Below are 26929 nucleotides of genomic sequence, written 5' to 3'. Positions count from 1 at the left end.
TCAGGTTTGCACCGGTCAGCCAGAGCGTGACGTACACCTCCCCGCCGGTCATCAGATCCGCAGTCAGGTAGGCTAGAAGCGCGGCAAGCCAGCACTCTGCTCGGGCGAGTTCCTGACGGCGTATCATGAACGCCATCAGAACTGCATTTGCAGGCCAGACGGCGGCAAGGAGTCCCATCGGACGCGTCAGGATACCGAACAGGGATGCTATGAGAACGACAGCAAATACGAAGGCTGCATTGTACAAAAAATACGGCTTCTTCGAAATTGGCCATCGGTCAATATTCGCAGGCATTTCCGGCTCCTCGGCGAAAGTGCAGTTCCACCCTACAGATGCGCGGTTCAAGGAGTCTTAACAAAATATATATTTTGGCGACGCTGCCGACTATATCGACTTACTTGGAATTCCTATCGCCGAATGACGGCCTGCAGTACGTCGCGAACGCCTATTGCGCCGACAAATCGCGAGCTGTCGTCAAAAAGCGCGACCGGAGCAGTTTGCGATTGATGCATCGCTTGCATGACCGCTTTGAGCGAAGTTCCCGAGCGCGCCCAATAGACCTGGTGCGCGTCGGCGGGCAGGGGGTCGAACGGGTCACAGGAAGCCCAGATGGCGGGCTGACCATTGCGTTCGGCGGCAATCACCAGCCCGTTCGCGTCAAGTTGAAACCGGGTTGTCCGTCGCCTGTCCAGCCAAACCCAGTCGTTGCCATCTTGCTCCAGGTCGCGTCGGTCGCGCATCACGTTCCAGGCAGTCAGGACGGACAGCGGATTCACATTGGAGATAAAGTCGCGCACATAGTCATTGGCAGGGGTGAGCACGATCTCTTCGGGCGTTCCTGTCTGAACAATGTGGCCGCCGTCCATGATCGTAATGTGGTTGCCGAGCTTCAGCGCCTCTTCGAGGTCGTGGCTAACAAATATGATTGTTTTTTTCAGACGTTGCTGCAGTTCCAGCAACTCGTCCTGAAGCTTTGTCCGGATTAGTGGATCGAGTGCCGAGAATGGTTCATCCATCAGCAGGATCGGCGCTTCTGTCGCAAAAGCACGTGCAAGACCAACGCGTTGCTGCATGCCACCTGACAATTCGTGCGCATATTTGTCAGACCATTGCGACAGGCCCACGAGTTCCAGTTGGGCCTTCACACGCTCTGCGCGTTCTGTTGACGGCACGCCTGCCAGTTCAAGGCCAAAGCCAACGTTCTCGGCCACGGTGCGCCATGGCAGCAGTGCAAACTGCTGAAAGACCATCGCAACACATTCGCGGCGGATTCGCCGCAATTCCGCGGGGGTACAGGAGGCGGCATTGGCGGACCAGTCGCCATCATGGACGATGACTTCGCCGCGGGTCACGTCGTTGAGCCCATTGACCGCCCGCAACAGGGTTGATTTCCCTGATCCTGACAGTCCCATCAGAACCGAAATCTCACCCTGGCTAACGGTCAGGTTTGCCCCGGCGCATCCGACGACTGCTCCCGTCTTGTCCAGGATCTGGGCGCGGGACGCGCCAGCGTCCAGCATCTGCATTGCAAGTGTGAGATCCTTGCCAAAAAGAATGTCGACGTCGCGGAATTCAACGGCAATGCTCATTTTTGCTCCTCACGGCCAATCCGGGCCATTCGGTCGAGGATGATTGCCAGAATGACGATGGCAAGACCGGCTTCCAGGCCGAGCGGAATGTTGACCGAGTTGAGCGCACGCACCACGGGGCGGCCAAGTCCGTTTGCGCCGATCAGCGCGGCGATCACGACCATCGACAGCGAAAGCATGATGCATTGTGTCAGTCCGGCCATGATGGTCGGAAGTGCCGAAGGCAGTTCGACCTTCCACAATAGCTGACGTTTTGTTGCGCCAAATGCTTCACCGGCCTCAAGCAGTGGCTTCGGGACCGAGGTGATGCCGAGATAGGTCAGCCTGATCGGAGCCGGACTTGCGAAGATGATTGTGACGATCAGTCCCGGCGCGATGCCAAGTCCGAACAGGATGAGCACCGGAATCAGGTAGACGAAAGTCGGGAGCGTCTGCATCAGGTCGAGGATGGGATGCAGGACACGGTACAGGCGTTCATTATGCGCCGCCCAGATACCGATTGGCACACCGATCGCCATTGAGCAGGTGGAGGCAGCCACAACCAGAACGAGCGTTTCGACGGTTTCTTTCCAGAGCCCCTGGTTGATGATGAATAGAAGGCCGATCAGGACACCGAGCGTGAGCTTCCACGATCGCTGCAGCACAAATGCCAGAAGTGCAATCGCGCCGACGACGAATAGAGGGGGCAGATAAAGGAGTGCTGCGACCAGTCCGTCGAGAACGGTAGATAGCCCCAGTGCAAGCGAGTCGAACAGCCATGCGAAATTCGTGGTCAAAAAATCGAAGAACTCGCGTCCCCAACGTCCGATCGGGATCTTGTGCTGCCGCCTGGAAATCCAGTCTGAGATGGGGTCCATGTTACCTCACTGTTCCGACAACAAAATCCGGCGGGGCGATGTGCCGGGCGCGGCCAAGTCTGGCATGGCAGAGATTGCGGGCAACGACGAAAAGTCGTTGCCCGCCTGAAGCTGGGATTGGGGTGTCAGAGGCCCAGAGCGGACTTGACTGCGGCAGCACCGTCGCTGCCATCGAACGTGGTCACGCCGGCCAGCCACGGCTCGATGCTGGCAGGGTTCGCCTTCAGCCAAGCCGTTGCAGCGGCTTTCGGCTCTTCACCATCGTCAAGGATCGAGCCCATGATCTCGTTCTCCATGTCGAGCGTGAACACGAGATTGGTCAGGAACTTGCCGAGATTCGGGCACTCCTGGACGAAGCCCTTGCGCGTGTTGGTCAGGACCGAGGCGCCGCCATAGTTCGGTCCGAAGACATCATCACCGCCGTCGAGATAAGCCATCTCGATATTCGAGTTCATCGGATGCGGCTCCCAGCCGAGGAACACCATGTCCTGCTTGCTGCGCGCGCCGCGCATCACGGCAGAAAGCATTCCAGCTTCCGAGCTTTCGACCAGCTCGAAATTGCCCAGATCGAATTGGTTGGCCTCAATCATGTCGAGGATCAGGCGATTGCCGTCGTTGCCCGGTTCGATGCCGTAGATCTTGCCTTCAAGCTTGTCCTTGAACTTGGCAATGTCGGCGAATGTCTTGAGGCCGGCGTCAAATGTGTATTGCGGCACGGCAAGCGTGTACTTCGCACCTTCCAGATTGGTCACGATCGTTTCCACCGTGCCTTCTTCGCGATAGGCGGCGATGTCAGCCTCCATCGTCGGCATCCAGTTGCCGAGGAATACGTCGATGTCACCATTCTTCAGTGAGGCATAGGTCACCGGCACGGACAGCACCTGCACGTCCGGCTTATAGCCCAGCGCTTCCAGAAGCACGGTCGCCGTTGCCGTCGTGGAAGTGATATCGGTCCAGCCGACATCCGAGAAGGTCACGCTCTGGCAGGACGCAGGATCCGCTGCGAGCGCCGTCCCGGTACCCAGTGCGATGGAAAGAGAAAGCGAGATCAGCAATGGTCTGCCAAGCGACATGAAACGTCTCCCAATTTTGTGGCTCGCGGCATTTCGCCGATGATTATTGATATTGTGTTGAGCCAAACATCATTTGGAGGTGGTTTCAACCCGACTCATCATTCTGATTGCGTCACGAACTGGTTTTTATGCGACGGTACGATTTTCGTGGATGGGCCGGCTATGCTCTCCCCTGCCTGCCTGAAACTGGTTTATTAGACTGATGGCCAAGCTCTATTTCAGCTACTCGGCAATGAATGCCGGAAAATCCACGCTGCTTCTGCAGGCGGCTTACAATTATCGCGAGCGCGGTATGTCGACGCTTCTGTTTACAGCTGCACTCGATGATCGGGCCGGCGCGGGGCGGATCGCATCGCGAATCGGGCTTGAGGCGGACGCTGAAATGTTCACGGCGGAGGACGACCTGTTCGAACGCGTCGAGGAGACCTGTGCCAGCGGCCCGCTTCATTGCGTCTTTGTCGATGAGGCCCAGTTTCTGACAGAGGATCAGGTGTGGCAGCTGGCCCGCGTCGCCGATCGCTTGTCCATCCCGGTGATGTGCTACGGGCTCCGGACAGATTTCCAGGGCAAGCTCTTTCCCGGCTCAAAGGCTCTGCTCGCGCTGGCTGACGATTTGCGGGAGATCCGCACATTGTGCCGTTGCGGTCGCAAGGCGACGATGGTGGTGCGTCTGGGTGCCGATGGGAAGATCATGCGTCAGGGCGCCCAGGTCGAGATCGGCGGCGAAGAAAAATACGTTTCACTATGCCGTCGCCATTGGGAAGAAGAGATGGGGCGGATGCCGGCCGAGGATCTGATTGGCTTCAAGAGCTGAAGCCTTTAGCGCGACATAAGGACGCCAGGGATATTTAAGCAAATGCGCACTTGAGCCGCGTCGCGCGCAATGCCTATAAGCGCCGATGAATAGACCGCTTGAACACCCTCCTGTCAGCCCTGACATCCGCCGTTGGACGAAGCTTCTTGCAAATTACCGCACCCCTGACAGGCGCCGTAGTGCAATGGAACTGGCCATCACAATATCGGCATTCTGTGCATTGTGGGCACTGTGTTGGGTCTCGGTCTATTACAGTTTCTGGCCTGGTCTGCTTCTGACCATTCCGGCAGCTGGCTTTTTACTCCGCCTTTTCATGATCCAGCATGATTGCGGCCATGGGTCATTCTTCGCCCATCGCAAGAGTGACGACTGGACCGGGCGCATCATTGGTGTCCTGACCCTGACGCCATATGCCTACTGGCGGCGTGCCCATGCTGTCCATCATGCGACGGCTGGAAATCTCGATGAGCGCGGTCTTGGCGACATCTCGACACTGACCGTGGCCGAGTATGAGGCCCTGAGCGGTTGGGACAAGCTCCTGTATCGCCTCTATCGAAATCCAGTTGTGATGTTCGGACTTGGTCCCATCTGGGTATTCGGTCTGAAGCAGCGTGTGCCGGCAGGCATGATGAATGAAGGCAAGGACCCGTGGATTTCGACGATGGCGACAAATGTCGCGATCGCGGTCATGTCGGGCATCATGATGTATCTCGTCGGCGTGGTGCCGTTTCTGCTCGTGCACGTGCCGATTGTGTTTTTTGCAGGCGTGGCGGGCATCTGGCTATTTTACGTTCAGCACCAGTTCGAGGATACGCACTGGTCAAATGGCCCGGAATGGGAGTTTCGTGAGGCGGCCCTGCACGGTGCCTCCTACTACGACCTTCCGCCTCTGCTGAACTGGCTGACCGGATATATCGGCGTGCACCATGTGCATCATCTTGCCAGCAAGATCCCCTGCTATCGGCTGCCGGAAGTGCTGCGAGACTTTCCCGAATTTAAGGATATCGGTCGCATCACCATCGCGGAAAGCCTCGGCTGCGTGAAGCTGTCGCTGTGGGACGAAAACAAGCGCCGTCTCGTTTCGTTTCGGGAAGCTGCGGCGAAAGCCTAAAGAAGTACGATAATGATTGGGGTGCGTGTCTTTCAATGGAAGCACGCGCCACATATATTCGCCATCCTGTCAGTTGTCCCGAAGGTGGAGACCAGAACGCATGGCTACATTGCAGAATTTCGATGCCGAGATCGCCAAGACCCGGCAAGTTGTCGAAGACATGCGGTCGAAGATCGATGCGTCGAGTGGCGTTCTGGATCAGTTCGCGGAAGCCGATCGCCACATCGGCGCTGCGGATTTCGACATCGAGAATGCGCGCATTCAGGACGTTCTGGCCCAGCAGAAGGTGATGGAAGGCAACATTGCCGATCTCATCATCGGCCTTGAAGACGCGACCAACATTTTCGGCACCGAATTTGAAAGCATGAAGAGCTATACCGGCTGGGAATCCTTCGTCGGTATCTTTTCGGCGCAGCGCAAGCAGCGCATGCGTACCGAGCGCGTGCGCAACATGTCACTCGCAGGCAACCTTCAGGAATTGCTGGCCAAATCCGACACGATTGTCGGCATCCTGAAGGAGCAGAAGAACGTCCTCGATCAGCGTTACAAGACGTCCGAGGCGAGCCTGAGCCAAGTGATCCAGCGCCGCAAGGCCACCATTGAGAACCTGACCACGACCCAGAAGCGGATCGAGGAACTCAACCCGATGCTGCTGGACGTCGAGAACCGCATCGCCGCGTCGACCGACCAGACCCAGCGCACCGAGCTGGAAGGCGAGCGCTCGAAGCTTGCTACCGAGTACAACCAGGCGCAGGCGAAAGAGCAGGAATTGCTGGCGGAGAGCCAGACCCTTGAGCGCTATACGTCGATGTTCCAGACCTTTGTGGATTCCCTCAACAACCAGATCGCGGCGCAGAACACGCTGATCAACAAGCTGACCATCGACACCGAGCAACGTATCGTTCTGTACAAGGCGCTGGAGGACTCGCTGAAGACGGCGGCCCAGCAGGACGTTGCGCACAAGATCAACACGCTCGGCAGCCAGGTCGACAACACAGCTGAGCAGACCATGGCGGGTATCGGCGCGGCTGCGCAGCGCCATATCGGCGACCTGCTGGAGCTCCACGAGAAGAACATGGTGGCGACCGCCGATATCCAGCGCCGCAAGAAGCTCGCTGACGAGGCATTCGCGCGCCGTTTTGATGAGGTTCTCAAAAAGCACAATTCGGCGGATTACGTGCGGCCGTAAGCAAGCAGACGCAGAGGCACCCCGCTCATGTCTCCAGCCATTGATGCTGCCACGCGCTATTTCGACGCCATATCGGCAGCGTTGACCGGTCTTGACGTATTCCTGCGGGACGACCGGTCGCCGATGTATCGGCATGATCTGGTCGCGAAAGTGATGTCCGAGTACATCGCCCGCCTGGAGAATTCGTTCTCCTGCTGGCGCAATCGCCTCGGCTTCATGGACAGCTTCCGGATCAGTCGCGCCGAGAGCGGCTATCCGGTGTTCCAGAACGTTCTCGAACTGGAAAACGACCGGCGCACCGCAGACAAGCGTCTTGCGGCCATTCCTGCGCCCGACGTGCTGCGCGCCGAGATGGCCGATTTCATCCTGCGTCAGCGCGCCATGCCCGACGCGCTTCGCAAGACGATGGCGGAGAGGCTGTATCTGGAGGAGATTGCTGGCGGCGAGACCTTCGCTCCGTTTGTCCTGCCGCAGACCGTTCGCGTTACCGTCAATCCGAAAACGCGCCGCCCGCTCTATGTCGTTCACTGGGGGGCGTTCGATGGATCGGCAAACATGCCGATGGTTTACATGGTGACGTTGGAGGATTCATCCGAAGACATCGTCAAGACGCTGGTGACCAACGATGGTCGCCTCAATGAACGTGTTGCGATCCCGCTGCCGGTCGATGGTCTTCTCAACCCCGACCTGGCGCGCCGCTTTGACGATTTTGCCGAGAAGAATTCGTCCTATTCACTCTCTCCGGCCACGATTGGCACCAATCTCGACAAGGATTTCGAGGCACTGCATCCAAAGCAGATCAGGCGCGTTGTCCTCGGACCGTTTTATTCCGCTGGCATCACCGAGAACAATTCGGTGGTTTCGGAAGTTCTCTCAAAGGTGCGGCGTGCAGACAATGCATGGCTGCTGACCTGGACCGTGCAGGAAATATTCTCGAAGGCCGAGCAGCCGGCACGAAAAGGGTTGTTTTCGCGACAGCCGGCGCGCGAGGAGTTCCACATCAATACCGATGATCTGGAAGCTGCCCGGATGGGCGTGTCGTCTTATGAGAAACATGCACTGGTTCCGCATGAAGCCTATCAGGCGCTCTACGCGGCAGGCGAGGCGGATTCGGTATTCGGTGGCTACAAGGTGCACATCATCTCCAATGGCCAGGTGATCAGCGATGTTTGACGGAGATGTTTCATGGACACCGGCCTGACCACGCTTTCCGAAGCTGACATCGAAAAGCATCGCGCGCTGGCGCAAAGCTTCATCACGCGGATCGTCGTTCTGGAAGATTCCTCGGGCCGCTCGGCAACGGAACTGGCGGGCACCGGCCGCCGGTTCGTCTCGACCGTGTCGACTGGATCGGTCCGACGCACCCGAGAGGTTGAGCTGACGAAGACAGTTCAGTCCGTTCGTCCGGACGATCTTCTCATGTCGATCCCCCAGCATTCGCTGCTCTATCGGGCGCGGCGTGGATTGTCGGTAGCGCTTGCGGTCGGCGATGTATTTGCCAAATCGACCGCGCTGGAGGATCTGCAGGCGAAGAACGCCCGTTCGCCGCTGGAAGGCGACGATGTCGCGACCTACAAGAAGCTTCTGTCAGCCGCAGCTTACGTTTCGGCGTTCACCTTTGCCTCCTACCTGCTTCAGACCGTGGAAAGCGAAGCCGAAGCCCCTGGCGACGTCCAGGAGCCTGAATATGTTTTTGATACGCAGCAGGATTCGCTGAAGGCGTTGATTGGCGGGCTCGAGGCAGCATTGCGCGGCGCGCAAGACGATCTCGATCTGCTCGCGCGCACCCGCGCTTTCGCCACCGCCACGCTTGAAGGGCTGTTGCAGCGCAAGAGCCGTTTTGACGCGCTCGGTGCGTTTGAGAACACGCATATCCGCATCGAGAAAGACGACTTCACAATCGACGGATTTGATGTTGCGCCGGGGCGCAAGTCCAAGCCGCTTTCGATGACGTTCAAAAAGCCGGAAGAAGTCGTCGGCAACCATATCGCCAAATATCAGTCGCTCAAGCTGGCGAAGATGCTGATGGCCTACGACTTCGACCGTCAGCTCAACCCCTTCGTTGAGCTTGGCGGCTTCCTCTTCACGTTCATTGGCGATGGCTCACCCGGAACCGGCAAGACGACGCTGATCCAGATGATCGCCGGTATCGTCAACGACTATGCGCAGATTGCCGGGGTGCCATTCCACTACGAAAATTTCGGCGTCGACCAGATCTCGTCTTATCAGGGAAAATCCGGCCAGAACTGCCGTCAGTTCGTCAACAATGTGCTCAATCCGCGCTCGATAGGCTTCGGCACCATCGATGATATCGATCAGGTGGCTGCCAAGCGCTCGGACGACCGCGCCTCTGCTGGCCAGCATGAGATCACCGGCGTTCTCATGGACGCATTTTCGGGTGCCGGCACCGTTGTGCGCGGCAATTGCTCATTTGGAATGTTTTCCAACTATCCGGAGAATGTCGATGACGCCTTGCGCCAGCGGGCAGGCGCGCGCTGGCTGGTCGATGGGCCGCAAACGCGCGACGACTATATCGACATCTTCGTCCTGCTCGCCGGCAAGAACCACAAGATCCCGCTAGGGGAGCACGAGCTGTTTTCGGCGCAGGAAATCAAACGCGCCGTCGAGACTGCCTACGAGCAATATTCCAAGCCACAGGAAGAGGGACTGAGGAAAGTCTACGACCGCTTCATGGACCAGCGGGGCGAGCCGAAAACGCTGGCGGATGTGGGCGATTACCTTCATCGGATCAAGGAGGCCGAACCGCGCTTTACAGGTCGGGCGATCAAGAATGTCACCGACGCCATCAAGATGCGCGCGATGGATATCGAATTGCCGGACGAGTGGTTCGAGACGCCAGACGCGTTCATGGGCAAGGGCTACGATGAGAAGCTGGCGATGATCGCAGAACTGCGCCGCCCGTTCACGATGGACATGGTCATGCAGGAGATCAATCGCTACGCCGATTCCGAGTTCCGCTATTCGGACAAGTCGGATGATGTCGCGGTGGAGAAGCTCGTTCGTGATGCGCGTTTGCGCGAGCGCGCAATCGCCGACATCGAAGCCTTGAAGGCCAAGGGGCTGTGGGGCGCCTGATGGACCTTTTGCGTGACAATGAGCTGATCTATGGCCGGCTTCTTCCCATTGAGGAGCCGCATCTGATCGAGCGCTACAACAAGGCGCTCAGGGCGTTCGGTCTGACCCCAACAACACGGGAGCGGATCGATGTCGACCGCACTGGCTTCTCGCCGCAGGTGGCGGAAGATCTGGGCGACATCCACTATCTCGACCCCAACGAGATCAACCGGCGCTTCATCATCCTCAGCCCGCAGCAGATAGACCATCCTGTGGTGCATACGGCGTTCTCAAACACGTCGCAGCTTCTCTACGAGTTCATGACTGCGAACGCGCGGGCGATCAACGCGCTGACGATCAAGGATGTGATCTACGGCGAGATCGAGGATTCGATCAGCAAGGTCGAGGATATCGAGGATCTGCTGTCGATCAATCAGGTCGAGTTCAAGGTGCTGTCGGCGGAGGACGTGACCGGCAAGGCGACCGAGCTTGCCACGCTTGTCGACAGGCTCAGGCAGGAGCCGGATTTCTGGCGCGACACCGCATCGCTCGAACATATGGTCGAGTTGGCAAAAGTGACCGGCGACATCCGCAACAACGCCCTTGTCCCGGATCAGGTGATTTTTCGCCACCGGACCTATTGGACCAGCCATTTCGGCGGGCTCTACGTCTTCATCGATCCGCAGATCACGACGGTGATCAGCGACCCATCTGCGCCGGGATTTCGCCGCTCACGTCCGTGGCAGGTCAGCTATCTGTCGCTGCACGATGCAGAGCGGGTGTTCGATTTCCTGATGGAAACGGGGCGCATTGAGTTGCCGCGTTCTTCCTGGATTGATGCCTCGGGTTATCTGGAACATCGCGCGGAAATGGCTGTGAGGATGTTGATCCACCAGGCCGATCCCGGTCGCGATCTCGCGAAGCTGGATCGCATCTGGCTGCAGACATGGATCCACAGCAATGCCGACCTCATCAACCGTGAGGGCACGTTTCCGTTCCTGAATGCGGCCAAGCGCGAACTGGCTCAATTTGGCCAGATCAAGCTGGACAATGTCCGGCCGGATCAGCGCTTCTTGCTGGTGCGTGCAAACCCGTCTCATTCGGACGCCTGGTTGACGAACCGGCTGATCTCCGACTTCGTTCCGTTCGACTTCCTCGCCCGCTATGTCTTCAACAAGCAGGGCTTTTATTGTGACTACCAGAACTTCAGCGAGAAATGGCGACATCAGGTCGTGGATGTGCTGAAAGATAGTTACCTCAAGGATAAGGCGGGGCTTCGTGCACGCCTTTATGGCCTTCATGACAGAGGATAGATCATGCTCGATCCCATCGTGAACTTCTTCACCCGCGTCTTCCAGGCGATTGGCAAAGGCATCGGGCTGGTTATCGCCTGGATCTGCTGGCCGTTTGTGGCTGCGAGCCGCTGGTATGCCCAGCGCGGCTGGATCATCAAGGGGCCGATCGGGATCATCCTGCTTGGGCTCGTGGCGCTCTATGGATATTTTTTCTGGGTCACGCAGAGCTGGAATAATTTCAACACCGATTATTCCGCTGCATATGGGACGGCATCAGGTCGCAATTCTGCACCTGGTACGCCAACTGCAACCGCAGCTGGCACCAACAACGCCAATAGTTGCACTCCTTCGGCCATCACGGCCGCGACGGCGGATCTGATCGACTACAACGTCAACCAGAATCCGTGGATTTCGTCGATGGTGGTGTCGAAGATGGGCCTTTTCGGGCTTGAGTGGCGGCGCACGCCATTCTTCGACAATCAGGCCGCATTCCAGCTCGGCATCAATCAGGTGCTTCGCCGGACCACGACCGAACTTGTCGACACGCTGGGGCGCGTCCGCGGCACCTCGCAGATCGACCAGAACCTTCAGGACGCGCGCACGGCCATGTCCTGGAGCGAAACCGCCTGGTACATCGGATGGCGCGGTCCGACGCGCCCTTCGCCCAGCGTCTATCGCGAAGGAATGCAGAAGCTGCGGGCCTTCAATGACAGCCTTGCAAGTTGCAACGCTACTTTCGATGCGCGGGCCGACAATTTGATGCAGTTCATCGACCGCATCGCCGGCGACATCGGTTCGACCTCGGACATCCTGCGCCAGCGCATCGAAGCCTCGGATGCCGGCTGGTTCGACACGCGCGCCGACGACCGGTTCTGGTTCGCCTATGGCCAGCTTTACGCTTATTCGGGGATTCTTGCCGGTGCGCGGTCGGACTTCGCCAGCGTGATCGCAGAACGCAATCTCTCCGCTCTTTGGACTCGCCTTGAGCAACAGCTGCGCGCCTCGTTGAACGTACAGCCATGGATCATTTCCAACGGCAACGAGTCGAGCGCGTTCTTCCCCTCGCATCTTGCAACCATGGGCTTCAATCTTCTTCAGGTTCGCTCAAATCTGGTGGAATTGCGGCAGGTGCTGGATCGCTAGTTGATCAGATCGGCTATAAACGTCGCAAACGGCCCATTGCGCGGCATTTCTGGAATGGTGCGCAATGGGGTGGCCGGGTTTTGATAGGCTGACAAGAAAGCCGATCAAGGCGACACAGGATCAAGGTCCGGGGGACATTCATGAGCGAATTCAAATCCGACATCGAGATTGCTCGCGGGGCAAACAAGAAGCCGATCATTGAGATCGGGGCCAAGCTGGGCATTCCGTCCGAGCATCTGTTGCCCTATGGGCATGACAAGGCCAAGGTGTCGGCAGAGTATATTCGTCAGGTCAAAAGCAAGTCCGATGGCAAGCTGATCCTTGTCACTGCGATCAACCCGACCCCTGCCGGCGAAGGCAAGACGACGACCACCGTGGGGCTGGGCGACGGCCTCAATCGCATTGGCAAGAAGGCGATGATCTGCATCCGTGAAGCCTCGCTCGGACCGAATTTCGGTATCAAGGGCGGTGCGGCAGGCGGTGGCTATGCTCAGGTCGTGCCGATGGAGGACATGAATCTCCACTTCACCGGTGACTTTCATGCGATCACCACCGCGCACAATTTGCTGTCAGCGCTGATCGATAACCACATCTATTGGGGCAATGAACTGGGCATCGACACTCGCCGTGTCACCTGGCGTCGCGTCATGGACATGAACGACCGCGCGTTGCGTGAGATCGTCTGCTCACTCGGTGGCGCGGCCAACGGCTTCCCACGCGAGGCGGGGTTCGACATCACGGTCGCGTCCGAAGTGATGGCGATCCTGTGTCTGGCGACCGACCTTGCCGATCTTGAAAAGCGTCTGGGCGACATCATCGTCGGTTACCGTCGCGACAAGACGCCTGTATTTGCGCGCGATCTAAAAGCCGATGGTGCCATGGCGGTGCTGCTCAAGGACGCGATGCAGCCCAATCTCGTCCAAACGCTGGAAAACAACCCGGCATTTGTTCATGGCGGCCCCTTTGCCAATATTGCGCATGGCTGCAACTCGGTGGTCGCGACCACGACAGCGCTGAAGATCGCCGATTTTGTGGTGACCGAAGCTGGCTTCGGTGCCGATCTGGGTGCGGAGAAATTCTTCGACATCAAGTGCCGCAAGGCGGGTCTCAAGCCGGCTGCAGCGGTTATCGTCGCAACTGTTCGTGCTCTGAAGATGAATGGTGGCGTGAAGAAGGAAGACCTCGGCACGGAAAATGTCGAGGCGGTGGTCAAGGGCTGCGCCAATCTCGGCCGCCACATCGAAAACGTGAAGCAGTTCGGCGTCCCCGCCGTTGTTGCGATCAATCACTTCCACAGCGATACCGAAGCTGAAATTCAGGCGGTCAAGGATTTCGTTGCCACGATGGGTGAAGAAGCGATCCTTTGCCGCCACTGGGCCGAAGGTTCGGCAGGCATCGAAGAGCTGGCGCATAAGGTTGTTCAGCTTTCTGAAAGCGGCGCTTCACAATTCGCGCCGCTCTACGGCGACGACATGGGGCTGTTCGACAAGATCGAGACGGTCGTCAAGCGCATCTATCGTGGTTCCGAAGCGGTGGCCGACAAGTCGGTGCGCGCGCAGTTGCACCAGTGGGAAGAGCAGGGCTACGGCCACCTGCCTGTGTGCATGGCCAAGACGCAGTATTCGTTCTCCACTGATCCAAACCTGCGCGGCGCGCCGACGGGACACGTGGTGCCGATCCGTGAAGTGCGTCTCTCGGCCGGTGCCGGCTTCGTCGTCGCGATCTGCGGTGAGATCATGACGATGCCGGGCCTGCCCAAATCTCCGTCGTCCGAACGGATTTTCCTCAATGAGCAGGGCCATATCGAAGGCCTGTTCTAAGTTGACCGATAAGGGTGTGAATGCCGGCAACCCGCTTCAGTGATCTCGTTCGTGGCATGCGCGACCTGCGTATTGCCACGGTTCCCGTGCTGCTGATGGCGCTGTTGGCTGGTGGGATCTACACTTTTGTCGCTGTCGCCAACGATGTCAGCGAGAACGAGCTGCAGCGTTTCGACAACGGGCTGTTGCTGCTGTTCCGGCAGCCCGGCGACGTCTCCGCGCCGATCGGGCCGTCCTGGGTGGCGCAGAGCGTGGTGGAGATCACCACGTTGGGCGGGTATCCGGTTCTCGTGACGCTGGTGACTGCAATCGCCGGGTTTCTGCTCGTTTACCGCAAGTTTGGCCCGGCCATTTTCATGGTTGCGGCAATCGTCAGCGGCACGGGGGTCAGCCATCTGCTCAAGATCGTCTACGACCGACCGCGTCCAGATATCGTCGATCACCTCGTGGCGACTCACACGGCGAGCTTTCCCAGCGGTCACGCCACGATGAGCGCTGTCGTCTATCTCACGCTTGCCACGATGATCGTTCGCCTCGTGGATGACGTTGCGGTTCGTATCTATGTCATCCTGATGGCGGTTCTGCTCACCTTCATGGTGGGAATGAGCCGCATCTATCTTGGCGTGCATTGGCCAAGTGACGTGATTGCCGGTTGGGCGCTGGGCACGGCGTGGGCCTGCTTGAGCTGGCTCGCCGTCACCGCCTTGCGGGCTTTGCGCGCTCGCGGTTGAATCTTCTCTTGCGGCCACTGCCTTTCGGCTCTATGGGTTGGCCATGAACACGTTCTCGAACATCAATCTTTGGTGGTGGGCCAGCTAACAGCGGCCAACGAACACGTGCGCGTGAAATTTTGGATGGCCGCAGCGGATTTTCCGGGCGGCCATTTTGGTTTTCATGCTGGTTCGGAAGCGCAATGTGCGGCGAACGGATGGAGATCTGAATGACAGTCGAACAGCTTGAGGGCGGCGCCGAACGTTTCGTGACGGCCGGGGGGATCGCCATCACGCGGCAACGCCACGACACGCCCTATGCGGGAGCGATCGAGGCCTATATCGATGCGCTCGATTCGCGCCGTGGCTGTGTTTTCTCGTCCAATTACGAATATCCCGGCCGTTACACGCGCTGGGACACCGCGATGATCGATCCGCCGCTGGTGGTCAGCGCTCGCGGTCGGGCCATGCGCATCGAGGCGCTCAACGCGCGCGGTGAAGTGCTGTTGCCGGTCATCGCCAGCCGGATCGAGCCGCTGTCCGAGGCGACGATCGGCGAAAGGTCGGCGCGCTTGCTCGCGCTGCAAGTGGCAGAGCCAGGCCGCATCTACGCGGAGGAGGAACGCAGCAGGGCACCGACCGTGTTCACGGTGCTGCGCGTTCTCATCGACCTGTTCCGCACCAATGACGACAGCAATCTCGGCCTCTATGGCGCTTTCGGTTACGACCTTGCGTTCCAGTTCGATCATGTCGAGCAGAAGCTGGAGCGGGCGCAGAGCCAGCGCGATCTGGTGCTTTACCTGCCCGATGAAATCCTCGTCGTCGACCATCATCAGGCGAAGGCCTGGCATGATCGCTACGACTATTCGGGCGAAGGGTTTTCGACAGAGGGCCTGCCGCGCGACAACGCGGCCGATCCGTTCAAGCCCTCCGACATCACGCCGCCGCGCGCCGACCATGAGCGGGGCGAATATGCCCGGCTGGTCGAGAAAGCCAAGGAGAGCTTCAAGCGCGGCGATCTTTTCGAGGTCGTTCCGGGACAGATGTTCTTCGAGCGCTGCGTCTCCAAACCGTCGGAAATCACCCGCCGGCTGAAGAAGATCAATCCGTCGCCCTATTCGTTCTTCATCAATCTGGGCGAGGGCGAATATCTCGTCGGTGCGTCGCCCGAAATGTTCGTCCGCGTCAACGGCCGCCGCGTCGAGACCTGTCCGATCTCCGGCACGATCAAGCGCGGCGGCGACGCGATTTCCGATTCCGAACAGATCCTCAAGCTGCTCAATTCCAAGAAGGACGAGAGCGAGCTGACAATGTGCTCGGATGTCGACCGCAATGACAAGAGCCGCGTTTGCGAGCCCGGTTCCGTGCGTGTCATCGGGCGCCGTCAGATCGAAATGTATTCGCGCCTGATCCATACGGTAGATCACATCGAGGGCCGGCTGCGCGACGGCATGGACGCGTTCGATGCCTTCCTGTCCCATGCCTGGGCTGTGACCGTGACCGGTGCACCGAAGCTCTGGGCCATGCGCTTCATCGAGAACCACGAAAAGAGCCCGCGTGCATGGTACGGTGGTGCGATTGGCATGGTGCACTTCAACGGTGACATGAACACGGGGCTGACCTTGCGAACCATTCGCATCAAGGATGGCATTGCCGAAGTGCGCGCCGGTGCAACGCTCCTTTACGATTCAGACGCCGCCGAGGAAGAGGCCGAGACGGAGTTGAAGGCGTCCGCGATGCTGGCCGCCATCCGCCAGTCATCGGCGGGAGACGCCAGCGATGAGGAAGGTGAACGAGCCCGTGTGGGCGAGGGGGTGTCGATCCTTCTTGTCGATCATGAAGATTCCTTCGTTCACACGCTCGCCAACTATTTCCGCCAGACCGGCGCGAAAGTCTCGACTGTTCGCTCTCCGGTCGCCGATGAGGTGTTTGACCACGTCAATCCCGATCTCGTCGTCCTTTCGCCAGGGCCAGGCAGCCCGAAGGATTTTGACACCAAGGCAACCATCGACAAGGCGCTCAGCCGCAACCTGCCGATTTTCGGCGTCTGTCTCGGCCTGCAGGCACTGACGGAAGCTTTTGGCGGCGAATTGCGGCAGCTTGATCTGCCGATGCACGGCAAGCCGTCGCGCATCCGCGTTACACATCCCGGTGTTGTCTTCTCAGGCTTGCCGGAAGAGGTTACGGTTGGCCGCTACCACTCGATTTTTGCAGATCGGCAGACATTTCCGGAAGAATTTCTGGTGACTGCCGAAACCGAGGATGGTGTTGTCATGGGATTGGAGCATAAGAGCGAGCCGATAGCGGCTGTTCAATTCCATCCGGAATCGATCATGACGCTCGGACACGATGCCGGAATGCGCATGATTGAAAATGTTGTCGCGAAGCTGCCGCGCAGAAATCGTCCAAAGGTGGAATAGTATTGGCAAAACAAAGGATACGGCGTCTCGCTGCATGGTCCATCGTCATCGCTTTCGGCGTGATGGGCCTGAAATTCGTCGCGTGGTGGATGACGGGTTCGGTTGCGCTCTATTCGGACGCGCTCGAATCTATCGTCAACGTGATTGCAGCGACCGCCGCCCTTTGGGCCATCTCCGTAAGTCATAAGCCGGCCGATCAGGATCACCAGTACGGACACCACAAGGCGGAGTATTTCTCCGCGGTGCTTGAGGGTGTCCTGATCGTGGTGGCAGCGCTCCTGATTATCGCAGAAGTTTGGCGCTCATGGCAGGCGCCGGCTATCCTCGACCAGCCCTGGCAAGGCCTTGCCGTGAACGGTCTCGCCGCTGCAATCAATTGTTTCTGGGCTCTTTTGCTCATCCGGATCGGTCGCAAGGACAAATCGCCTGCGCTGGAAGCAGATGGACATCACATCATGACTGACGTGGTTACATCGGTGGGTGTGATCGTCGGTCTGGTGGCAGCGGTACTCACCGGCTGGCAATTTCTCGACCCGCTGCTGGCGTTCATCGTTGCGATCAACATTCTATGGCAAGGTTCGAAGGTGATCACCTCGTCCCTTGGCGGCTTGATGGATCAGGCGGTTTCTGTCGAAGAGCATATGCAGATCCGCGACATCATCTCGGCCAATTCACGCGGGGCGCTTGAGGTGCATGATCTCAAGACTCGCATCGCCGGGCGCGCAACGTTCATCGAATTTCACATGGTTGTGGATGAATCCATGACCGTGGGCGAAAGCCATGCGATCTGTGACCGGATCGAAGAAGCGCTGGAGCAGGAAATTCCATCGGTTCGCGTTGTCATCCATGTCGAGCCGGATGGCGAGGCCAAGCTACCGCTCGGAACTCCCGCAGTTCCATTTGCATAAATTTCGCCAATTGCGCCAAGACAAAGCGGCGTTGTCGTGCCCGATGTTAGTGTTTGAGCCAATTGGCGATGCGAAGAACGGCGCAAACGCTCTGATGTCGGGAGAAGCAGCACATGAAGGGACGACCCGCACCCCAACGCACGATCCTCGTTGACGGCAAGCCACTTCCGGAAATTCTCGATGAGCGGATGGTGCACGACGTGGTGCACGGCTTTTATGACCTGATCCGGGGTGATGACTTGTTGGGGCCGATCTTCAACGACCGTATCCCGGCCGAGGCTTGGCCGCAGCACCTTTCCCGTATGTGCGATTTCTGGTCGGCAACGCTCCTGCGCACCGGGCGTTACGATGGACGACCGCTGCCACATCACATTGCGATCCCTGATCTCGGCGAAGCACATTTTCGCCGTTGGCTGGCGCTCTTCCGCGACACGGTGCGCGGTCTTTGCCCGCCGGAAGTCGCGGATCTGTTCATGGACCGGGCGTTGCGTATCGCTCATTCGTTCCGTCTGGCGATTGCGTTCAGTCGGCAGGAAGATACGCTGGGAATAACTCCGATCCGCGAGCAAGACCTGAAAGTCTAGCGCATGCTTCCCGACAGACAGGGGCGCGCTTCAGGCAGGGTTTGACCTGCCGTTTCTTGTCGTACGGCGGATAAATTGTAATTTACTGCGAGTTCATTATTCTGTCTGCGGGCAGCATCATTCTGCGCGTTGCTTTTCAATCGTCAATTGAGTGTCTGCCCCTGAGACGTTGCCGCGAAGCTTGGGGGAAGCTACATGGGCGGTCAGGCATCGGACGAACTCAATCTCCGGGATCTTGCGGGCGTGTTGCGCGCCCGCTGGCGTGTGGTTTTCCTAGTGTTCCTCATCTGTGTCATTGCCGCTGCAGCGGCGACGGCGCTCTTGCCAATACGCTATTTTGCGGCTGCCTTGGTTTTCGTGGACGTCTCTCGCAAGGATTTGCTGGACCCCACCTATCACACCCTCAACGGCAATTCTGAAAGTGCCCGCGTCGACAGCGAGGTTGAAATTCTTGGCTCTGACGGTGTGCTGATGCAGACAATCCAGAGCGAAGTTTTGGTCGAGGATCCGGAATTCAATCCGCCTCCTGGGATGTGGAGGCGATTGCGAGAGGCGGCGGGAGAGGACGTCGAACCGTTCAGCGCCGAGACTGCCGCAGGCCTTGTGCTGGCGCGCTTTCGTGACGCGATATCGGTGCACCGCAGGGGGCAGACGCATGTGATCTCGGTTGGCGTGCGTTCGCGCGATGCAGCCAAGGCCGCGCGATTGGCGACGGCTCTGGCGCGCATCTACATCGCCAATCAGCTCGACACGAAGATCGGCAATCTGCGTGCAGCGCGCGATATCATCGCCATGCAGGCGGAGGAGGCGCGTGCGAGCCTCATTCGCGCTGAAACTGCATTCGGGCGGTTTGTCTTCGACAATCTCGACGAGATCGTTGCACTTTCCGGTCGGGCGGAACTGCGTGAGAAACAACAGCGCATTGCTGCCCTTGCGGCGGAGCGTCTGGAGCTTGCCAATCAGCTCACAGCACTGCGCGAGAGGATCGGCGCGCAGAACCGGACTGTCTTCGCAGAAGCGGCGACCTTTCAACCACCCAAGGTCACCGAGCCCGCGCGCTTCAAACTGGACGAGGGCGATCTGACGGTTGCGCTGCGCGAGCAGGTTAGCTCGATGACGGCAGCGCTGGATGCCGCCGAGATCAGTGTCGCGACTGAGCGGCAGGCGCTGGCGAGTGCGGTGATGACGACAACGCTTCCGCCTCACATTCTTGCGCAATTATACGGGCTGCAGCAGGCCGCGCGCAACGAAACCGCAAACTATCAGGCGCTTCTGGCCCGCTCTGTTGATCTGGAGACGCAAGCATCGCTTCAGATGGCTGACAGTCGTATTGTTTCAGCAGCATTGACGCCCGCAAATCCGAGTTTTCCCAATGTGACGCTGGTGCTGGCTCTGTCCTGTGTTGGCGGGCTCGGCCTCGGGGTCATCTCAGCTTTCGTGCTGGAGAATATGGCCGGCGGTTTCACGTCCGTTGAACAAATGCAGTCTGTGCTCGGACAGAGTCTGTGCGTCGCGCTGCCATTCGAAAAGAGGCCTCTGAATGGCTTCAGCGTGGCTCATGCAATCGACGGCTCAAGATCATCAGCGTTTGTCAGTGCCGTGCAACGCTTGCGCACCACCGTCGACGTTGCTCAACTGAAGATGGCCGGCGCCGCACAATTACAGGATGCGACAGGCAGGGTAACCTTGGTTGCGTCCTCTGTGGCGGGAGAGGGGAGGTCGACCATTGCGCTGGCTTTGGCGCGCACCTACGCTTTGAGCGGGATGCAGGTGCTCATCATCGACGGGCACCGTGGACCGGGCGGCGTCCAACGCTTGCTAGGTGTCGAAACGGCATCGCAAATGGAAGATATGTCTTTCAAGCGGTGGCCCACAGTCGAGGATTTTCGTGCCTTCGCTCTGAAAGATCCTCATTCCTCGGCGGTTTTGGTGTCTGCGCGAACAGACGTGCCAAGGCCAACACTCGACCCGTTGATTGCTGCCGCACGCCAGCTATTTGATCATATCATTATCGACGGCCCGCCGGTCGATGAGATTGTCGAAGGGGTCGGCTTGCCCGCCCGCGCAGATACGATTGTGGTTGTCGCCCGCGCTGGCCGGACGGCACAAGCAAAGGTGCTTGCGTCAATTCATCGTCTGTCGGCATTCATGCAGTCCGCAACCGACCCTGTGGTCGTGCTTAGTCAGACGCCAAAGGCGAGAGGATGAGCGGGGATTGGTCGCTCACGATTTCACAAGCGGCCTCACCGTCCTGCCCCTCAAGATGTTTGTAGCATCACCGGCACGATTCGAACCTGTCACCACTGCCGTTCAGGTTACGCACATTCCAGCGTATTGTGCGCGTTAATCCATTGATGCCCGGCGCGTGATCGTCTAAGACGCATCTATCCGGATGCACCCGTAGCTCAGCTGGATAGAGTGCTGCCCTCCGAAGCTGTCAAGGCGCGCATTCTCTAGCAATCGCAACACCTTACCTGACAAGCTTTCTCTCAAGATCTACTGCGTCGTCGACACTTCCTCGGCACAATCCCGCCACTTATAAGCGCTCGATAGCGGATTATGTTCACTCATCTCAGTAGCTGAGGTTCTTGACTTGGCCTTGATGAGACAGAAAGTGGCAGCACTGTGCGTATTGGTTTTAGGCTCCCGGCTGCACGCTTTTTTTGACGCACCATCTCGAGCTACGCCACTAGTAACCGGGTGGAGCTCGAATTTCATGTCACTCGGGTGGGCGATCAAACGGTTGTTGGACGGAAACCGCAGAGCCTCGCAAAATCCTTGGCGGGCATTGGGCGGTGATAGAAATAACCTTGAGCATAGCGACATCCCCATTCGCGCAGCAACTCGCCTTGCTCGGCGGTCTCGACACCCTCGGCGACCACATCGATACCCATGTTTAGCCCCAGGCCAATCATCGACTTCACGATAGCAGCATTCGGCCCTTCCCGCATAAGGTCGCGCACAAAGGTCTGGTCAATCTTGATCTCGTTAACCGGCAGTTGTTGGAGATGGGTCAACGATGCGAATCCGGTCCCGAAATCATCCAGCGACACGCGAACGCCATGACGCCGAAGATCTCTAAGCGCTTGATGGCTCTTCCTGGATAGTTGATCGACGAGCACACGTTCCGTGATCTCGACGGTCAGCTGATGGGTTGAGATGCCGCTCCGTTCTAGTTTCTTGAGCAGCGATCGGGACAGCCCTGGCTGTGTTAGGATATCGGTCGACAGATTGATCGACACACTGCCGAATTCTTCTGGCCACGGTGTCCACTGGGACAGATCTGACAGGACAAGAGCAATCATCTTGTCGTTGATCGACTTTCCGATCCTGGGCGCGTCCAATGCCGCCCAGATCATGCTCGGCCCTTGAATACCCAGGCTTGGGTGATCAATCCGCAGCAGGGCCTCGGCGCCTGCAATTGCACCGTTACGCAGATCCATCTTCGGTTGATAAACCGGCATGATCCAGCCCGACTTGAGTGCTGCCCGTGCAAGTTCGATTTGATCGAAGCGGTCTTCGCTGGCCTTAGGTAGGGCCGGCGTGAACAGCGCAATCGATGAGTTGGGGTCCTTTCTGGCCGCGCTCAACGCCAGGCGAGCGCGGCGCACGACCTCGTCAGCCCCAATGTCTCTTTGAGCCTCCACGCAACCGATGCTAACGCCACACAGACGAGTTTTGGTGCTCTTGCTGAGCTGATACTCCACGGCCTTGCCGATCTTCTTGGCAAAGCGTTGCAGTGTCTCGGCAGGTGGATAATTGGTTAGGAGGACGACAAACGCATCTCCTGCGATCCGTGCGACCATATCGGCTTGCGGCATCGCTTTCCGAAGATATCGTCCAAACAGGCGGAGGGCTGCATCACCTGCTTCGTGCCCAAAACGCTCGTTGATCGTCTTGAAGCCGTTGATGTCCAACATGAGCACGTTGATAGCAGCGTTGTCCCGCAGGCGACCGGCGAGTCGCTCTTCGAAAGCGCGGCGATTAGGCAACCGGGTTACTTCGTCCTGATAAGCCTGTCGACGGAGGCGCTCGGTCGCCTGCTCGACATCGTCGATGTCTTCAACGGCCCCATACCATTTGAGGATCGTTCCCTCTTTAGTGCGCCGTGCAGACGCACGTGCACGGACCCACCGATATGATCCGTCCTTCAGGCGAATGCGAAACTTAACATCGACTGGCTGCCCGGTTTTCAGATGTTCGTTCCAGTAGGCAACCAGACGTTGCGTGTCGTCGGGGTGAAGCGCCTTGAACCATCCGTTGCCGAGTGCGTCTTCAACGGGGATGCCGGTGGCCTCCACCCATCGCGACGAAACACTGAGAATTCGACCTTGAGGGTCCGACGTCCAGGGAATCTGTGGATTATACTCTACAGTGAACCGGTGATGTTCTTCGCTCTCCTCCAGCGCTTCATGCGCTCGAGCCTTGATGATGGCGACTGCTGCGAGCTGTCGAAGATTTTCTAGGCTTTCCAGCTCTTCCGCCGTTGGTGCCCGGACTTCTGAGAAATAAAAGCCGTAAGTCGCTAGAACGCTGTCATCCGTGCCGTAGACGGGGCGAGACCAGCATGCTTGCACGCCGAGAGGTTCAAATGCGGCACGCCAATCATCCCACAGAGGATCGCGGGAGATGTTCGCTGATACGACATCGCGCTTCTCGAAAGCTGCTGTGCCACAAGAGCCCACGCCAGGTCCTATCTCCATCCCGGTGACAAGCTCTTGAAGTTTTTTCGGAAGAAACGGCGCAGCGCCCCCATCAAAGCGTTTGCCATCCTGCGAGACGAGCAGCACTGAACACCGGCTACCAGGCAATTGCGTCTCTCCGAGGCTGCAAAGGGCCTCTAGGATCGTTTGCACAGGCTCTCCACCGGCGACCATCTCGAGAATTTCAGCCTGCGCACGTTCCCGTTTTTGCATACCTACGACCTCGTGGATGTCGATAGAGCATCCGATCCAATGGCTAGGGCTTTCGGCTATCGAGTTTGCGCTGACCATATGCCAGCGGAAGACGCCATCACGGCGTTTTATCCGCATCATCTTCTCAGAGACTGGGTTCTGCACGTTCGACTTTGGCGGCCAGAGAGCCATCAGCGTGTCGAGATCCTCAGGATGAAGAGCTGACATCCAGCCATGAGCACCCGACTGTTGGCGACTAAGACCAGTATAGTCGCACCACGCCTCGTTGACGAATTCCACTTTGCCATCTTCGTCTGCCACCCACACGATGCCGGGCACGGAATGAGTGAGGACGTCGAAAAGCTGGCCGATCGTAGCGGAACCACCGAATGCCCTCGAGGCGTAACCCAATGTCGTGTCTGCCCCGGAGTCTGCCGAGGCACAGGAAGATGAGAGACTGACCGACCGCTGGATCTCTCGTGGATCAAAGCCGACGGGGTTGAGATCTGAAACGTGCGACACCGTGGGCTTTAATGTCGAATCGAGCGTGGCCATTACGACACGGTTTCGGCCGAGCTTCTTAGCGCGGTAGAGGGCTTTATCTACCGCTGCAAATACGTCTCCCGGCTCGCCAGGTCCGCTGAACAGACCCAACCCCATTGAAATAGTCACGACGCCATGGGGTTGATTCCAGGCATGGAGTATTCTGGCCTGCTGGATAGACCCAACGATGTTCTGGTGGTATTGAATCGCCGCTTCGTCGTTCGGATGCACAGAGGCGATCGCGAATTCCTCACCGCCGATCCGGAAAGCCTTATGCGAAGTAAGATTGGCTCCCTTATCGAGGATCGCACCGACTCGCTCGAGAACAGCATCGCCCCCGGCGTGTCCATACCGATCGTTGAATGCCTTGAAGTGATCCACATCGATCAGAGCGAATGCCTTGATCTGAGCGGAGTGATCTGAAGCCATGAAACCTGGTATTTCGCGGCCATAGGCGCGGCGGTTGAGGAGACCGGTCAGCGGATCAATCCTCGCGCCCCATGCTTCAGTGAAGTCGCTGAATATCCAAATGCGGCTGGAGCCACTAGCGCCGCTCTCAAGGGCAACGCTACGGCGCTTGAACACCCGTCCGTCCCTGAACGTGATTTCGTCCTCCGACGATTCCGGACTTTGATAGAGCCGCTCGACCGCGTTGAGAAAGGTCTCCGGACTTTCTAACTGTCCGAGAACATAATCGAGCATGGCTCGATCACCTTTGACGACGATTTCGTTGGGAATGTGCCAAAGTCGCTTGAAGGCGTCGTTGAGATAAACCACCTCCCGACGCGAGCCGATTATCAAAACACCGTCGGGCAGCAGATCCAGTGTTCTGCGCACGAAAGGGTGCACCGCTTCTGACTGTCGCTTTTCCGTTAAATCTAACATTCCGGTGTTGCCCGTCGCTCTCGACTGAGCATTGGGCTACACAAAGGATTGAGATAGACTTAAGCAATTAACTCCAGATTGAAGGGGAACTCACTTATACGCTCCCGGCTATCATCACTGCCCCTAGACGGGAGTGGTGACGATTACTGCGCCAATGACGATGAGCACCAAGCGCCAATCGCATCCGTTCAAAGTCGATGGATCTCGCGGAGAAGCTTGTTACTTGCTTCCGTCGTAGAGCAGGATCCTTGCATCCTTTGCAGCCGCGATGAAAGCATTTCTGGCAAAGCTCGGTGGCTTCTTACCTCTGATAACAGCGAGACAGGCGCGCATGGCTTTCTCACGGCGTTCCCGAGCCTTATCGTCCGGCCAATCGCGCAATAAGACCATTGCAGCATCTCGCGTGGACACAACTACCCGATCACGGTCGATCCGGCGTGGCTGCACGATCACTGGCTTGTGAAACAATCCTCGTCCTCGCCTCATGCGCCAACTCTCTCACGACGAGGAAAGGAGTCAACAGGGAGTATGATACCACTAATGACGGCTTTTGAGATCTATCATGTCCTGCCGTGACACGTTCAAGTCATTCATAGCCTGCGACACCGCCAGCATTCAGCGCTAGGCTTCGCTTCGAGGGGAACTGAATTCGGCGGGCGTGCAGTTGCATCCGCGACCGACGAGGTTTACGTGGGGAGTAACCCGTTTTCGGGAGGCTTTTATGGTGCATGGTTTTCGGGAAACTATCGCGAGCCTTCTCTTCGTCCTTGCCAGTTCAGGTGCAACCATCGCTGCCGAGAAGGGCACGGCGATGGATCCCAGCAGAGTAATAAAGCAGCAGGACGGAACAACGGGCGCTGCAGCTAAAACGCGCGCGACTGGAACTACCGGCGCCCGAGCGACGACCGTCATGCCACTGACGGTCGGCAAGTGCACGGCACTGAAGAGCGAGGTGAAAGACAGCAGCTTTTGCAACAGTGGCAAAGCCTGCGTCAGAACGGATGAAAACCATAGGGCGCATTCCACTGTATCAGTGCCGCCGAATAGCGGCAGGTTCAGGTTAGGAGATAGTCATGAATAGCGGTCTGACGGCTCTCGGTGCATGGGTCGCCGTGTTCCTGATGACGCAGCCGATACACGCGCCACAAACATCTCCCCTGATAGCGGGGCCACAATGAACAAAGAGCGCCGCGTGATCGTTCGCCCCAAAGTAGGGCCTAACCGCGACGCAAGCGGCGTTCGAGGCGCGCCAGCTACGGTAGCCGTTCCACTTGCGGTCACCGAGTGCCAAAGTCTTGGTGGCAAAATTGAAGGCCATTCCGGATGTGGCACAGGTTTCACCTGTATCACGGTCGACAAATCTGGCGACATAGGGTTTGCCTGCGTGACGGAAATTAAATAGCGTAGGACACCGTCGGATCCCATCATCGCCGCGCCATCCCTGTCACCATCTAGCGAGAGTGGCTCTCACGACGATCCGACGAATGATACCGACATGGTCCTCTTAGCGCCGCTACCACCACCCAGATAGAGTCCTCGCGGCTGCCTACCGCTTCCGCCCTGAACCCGCTTCTCTGGTTCCGGCCAGGCGAACGGCTATGAATGGTATCATATCCGGGAGCTCCAACTCTCCGGATGTTGTTCGCGCGTTTCAGCACAAGTTAGAGTATGTCCGGACTGTGATTTTTCATGGAATGAGGACCCTGTTTAAGGGGTGATTTTCGTCCAAACGGGACCCCTTAACGTGGGGTCATCAAAATGCCTCCGGTTTCATCGGAGGCATTTGTGTTTTGGATGTTGATTGTGGAGACGATTGCAAAGATACGCCGGCTTTCGCGGGTTCAGGGCAAGTCGATCAAGGCGATTTGCCGCGAGTTGAAGGTTTCACGGAAAGTGGTGCGCAAGGTGCTGCGCTCGGACGAGACCGAGTTCCGCTACGAGCGCAAGCATCAGCCCTATCCGCGGATGGGGGCATGGCGCGAAGAGCTTGACCGGATGCTGACGACGAACGTGGCCA

At 58.2% G+C, this 26929-nt stretch carries 18 protein-coding genes and 1 pseudogene; 14 read left to right on the top strand and 5 right to left on the bottom strand.

Features of this window, described 5'->3' with window-relative positions; all coding sequences use genetic code 11:
• Positions 1-408: 408 nt before the first annotated feature.
• From choV to BMZ42_RS15360, 3 genes are all read right to left on the bottom strand, one after another.
• Positions 409-1590 carry a choline ABC transporter ATP-binding protein gene (gene choV, locus BMZ42_RS15370; RefSeq protein WP_091524210.1) on the bottom strand — a complete coding sequence of 394 codons (1182 nt, stop codon included), beginning with the start codon at positions 1588-1590 and terminating at the stop codon, positions 409-411.
• The gene (gene choW / locus BMZ42_RS15365) at positions 1587-2447 is read right to left on the bottom strand and encodes a choline ABC transporter permease subunit (protein WP_091524207.1); all 861 of its coding nucleotides are present in this window, start codon (positions 2445-2447) and stop codon (positions 1587-1589) included. Before choW ends, choV begins: the two co-directional genes overlap by 4 nt.
• A 125-nt stretch (positions 2448-2572) precedes the next feature.
• Positions 2573-3520 (bottom strand): choline ABC transporter substrate-binding protein, encoded by a 948-nt coding sequence (locus BMZ42_RS15360; RefSeq protein ID WP_091524205.1) that lies wholly within the window; start codon positions 3518-3520, stop codon positions 2573-2575.
• Positions 3521-3722: 202 nt separating this feature from the next.
• Here BMZ42_RS15360 and BMZ42_RS15355 point away from each other — a divergent pair, with 202 nt between their 5' ends.
• The 13 genes from BMZ42_RS15355 (at position 3723) to BMZ42_RS15295 (ending at position 20797) form a co-directional block, all read left to right on the top strand.
• Entirely contained in the window at positions 3723-4334 is a 612-nt protein-coding gene (locus tag BMZ42_RS15355) for a thymidine kinase (RefSeq protein WP_091524202.1), read from the top strand.
• A gap of 85 nt (positions 4335-4419) precedes the next feature.
• A complete protein-coding gene (locus BMZ42_RS15350; RefSeq protein WP_091524201.1) occupies positions 4420-5445 on the top strand; it encodes a fatty acid desaturase in 1026 nt (341 codons plus the stop codon).
• A 100-nt stretch (positions 5446-5545) separates the two neighbouring features.
• The gene (locus BMZ42_RS15345) at positions 5546-6634 is read left to right on the top strand and encodes a hypothetical protein (protein ID WP_091524198.1); all 1089 of its coding nucleotides are present in this window, start codon (positions 5546-5548) and stop codon (positions 6632-6634) included.
• Positions 6635-6661: 27 nt separating this feature from the next.
• Positions 6662-7807: a hypothetical protein gene (locus BMZ42_RS15340; RefSeq protein ID WP_091524195.1), complete on the top strand. Its 1146-nt coding sequence runs from the start codon at positions 6662-6664 to the stop codon at positions 7805-7807.
• 12 nt (positions 7808-7819) lie between these two features.
• A complete protein-coding gene (locus tag BMZ42_RS15335; RefSeq protein ID WP_091524193.1) occupies positions 7820-9730 on the top strand; it encodes an AAA family ATPase in 1911 nt (636 codons plus the stop codon).
• The gene (locus BMZ42_RS15330; protein ID WP_091524191.1) at positions 9730-11022 is read left to right on the top strand and encodes a DUF6638 family protein; all 1293 of its coding nucleotides are present in this window, start codon (positions 9730-9732) and stop codon (positions 11020-11022) included. The genes BMZ42_RS15335 and BMZ42_RS15330 overlap by 1 nt, the downstream gene beginning before the upstream one ends.
• A gap of 3 nt (positions 11023-11025) precedes the next feature.
• The gene (locus BMZ42_RS15325) at positions 11026-12147 is read left to right on the top strand and encodes a DUF2333 family protein (protein ID WP_091524189.1); all 1122 of its coding nucleotides are present in this window, start codon (positions 11026-11028) and stop codon (positions 12145-12147) included.
• Between the two features lie 140 nt (positions 12148-12287).
• A complete protein-coding gene (locus BMZ42_RS15320) occupies positions 12288-13967 on the top strand; it encodes a formate--tetrahydrofolate ligase (RefSeq protein WP_091524187.1) in 1680 nt (559 codons plus the stop codon).
• Positions 13968-13987: 20 nt separating this feature from the next.
• Positions 13988-14698: a phosphatase PAP2 family protein gene (locus BMZ42_RS15315; RefSeq protein WP_091524185.1), complete on the top strand. Its 711-nt coding sequence runs from the start codon at positions 13988-13990 to the stop codon at positions 14696-14698.
• A gap of 209 nt (positions 14699-14907) precedes the next feature.
• On the top strand, positions 14908-17097 hold the full coding sequence (locus tag BMZ42_RS15310) for an anthranilate synthase (RefSeq protein ID WP_091524182.1): 2190 nt from the start codon (positions 14908-14910) through the stop codon (positions 17095-17097).
• Positions 17098-17099: 2 nt separating this feature from the next.
• Entirely contained in the window at positions 17100-18005 is a 906-nt protein-coding gene (locus BMZ42_RS15305; RefSeq protein ID WP_420492478.1) for a cation diffusion facilitator family transporter, read from the top strand.
• Between the two features lie 113 nt (positions 18006-18118).
• Positions 18119-18589: a group III truncated hemoglobin gene (locus BMZ42_RS15300; protein ID WP_091524179.1), complete on the top strand. Its 471-nt coding sequence runs from the start codon at positions 18119-18121 to the stop codon at positions 18587-18589.
• A gap of 195 nt (positions 18590-18784) precedes the next feature.
• Positions 18785-20797, top strand: a complete 2013-nt coding sequence (locus BMZ42_RS15295; RefSeq protein ID WP_091524176.1) for a GumC family protein — start codon at positions 18785-18787, stop codon at positions 20795-20797.
• 527 nt (positions 20798-21324) lie between these two features.
• On the opposite strand, the gene BMZ42_RS15290 is transcribed toward BMZ42_RS15295, so the two are convergent.
• Together BMZ42_RS15290 and BMZ42_RS15285 are read right to left on the bottom strand one after the other, a co-directional pair.
• Positions 21325-24912, bottom strand: coding sequence for a diguanylate cyclase domain-containing protein (locus tag BMZ42_RS15290; protein ID WP_091524174.1), 3588 nt, complete (start codon positions 24910-24912; stop codon positions 21325-21327).
• Positions 24913-25131: 219 nt separating this feature from the next.
• Positions 25132-25398 carry a DUF982 domain-containing protein gene (locus tag BMZ42_RS15285; RefSeq protein ID WP_091524171.1) on the bottom strand — a complete coding sequence of 89 codons (267 nt, stop codon included), beginning with the start codon at positions 25396-25398 and terminating at the stop codon, positions 25132-25134.
• Between the two features lie 1308 nt (positions 25399-26706).
• On the opposite strand from BMZ42_RS15285, the pseudogene BMZ42_RS15275 reads away from it, so the two are divergent.
• A pseudogene (locus tag BMZ42_RS15275) lies at positions 26707-26929 on the top strand (IS21 family transposase); the annotation flags it as partial.

The sequence above is a fragment of the Aquamicrobium aerolatum DSM 21857 genome (assembly GCF_900113935.1).
GTDB classification, from domain to species: domain Bacteria; phylum Pseudomonadota; class Alphaproteobacteria; order Rhizobiales; family Rhizobiaceae; genus Aerobium; species Aerobium aerolatum.
The sequence above is the reverse complement of the archived record's forward strand: the minus strand, read 5'-3'. Positions and strand labels throughout refer to the sequence as shown.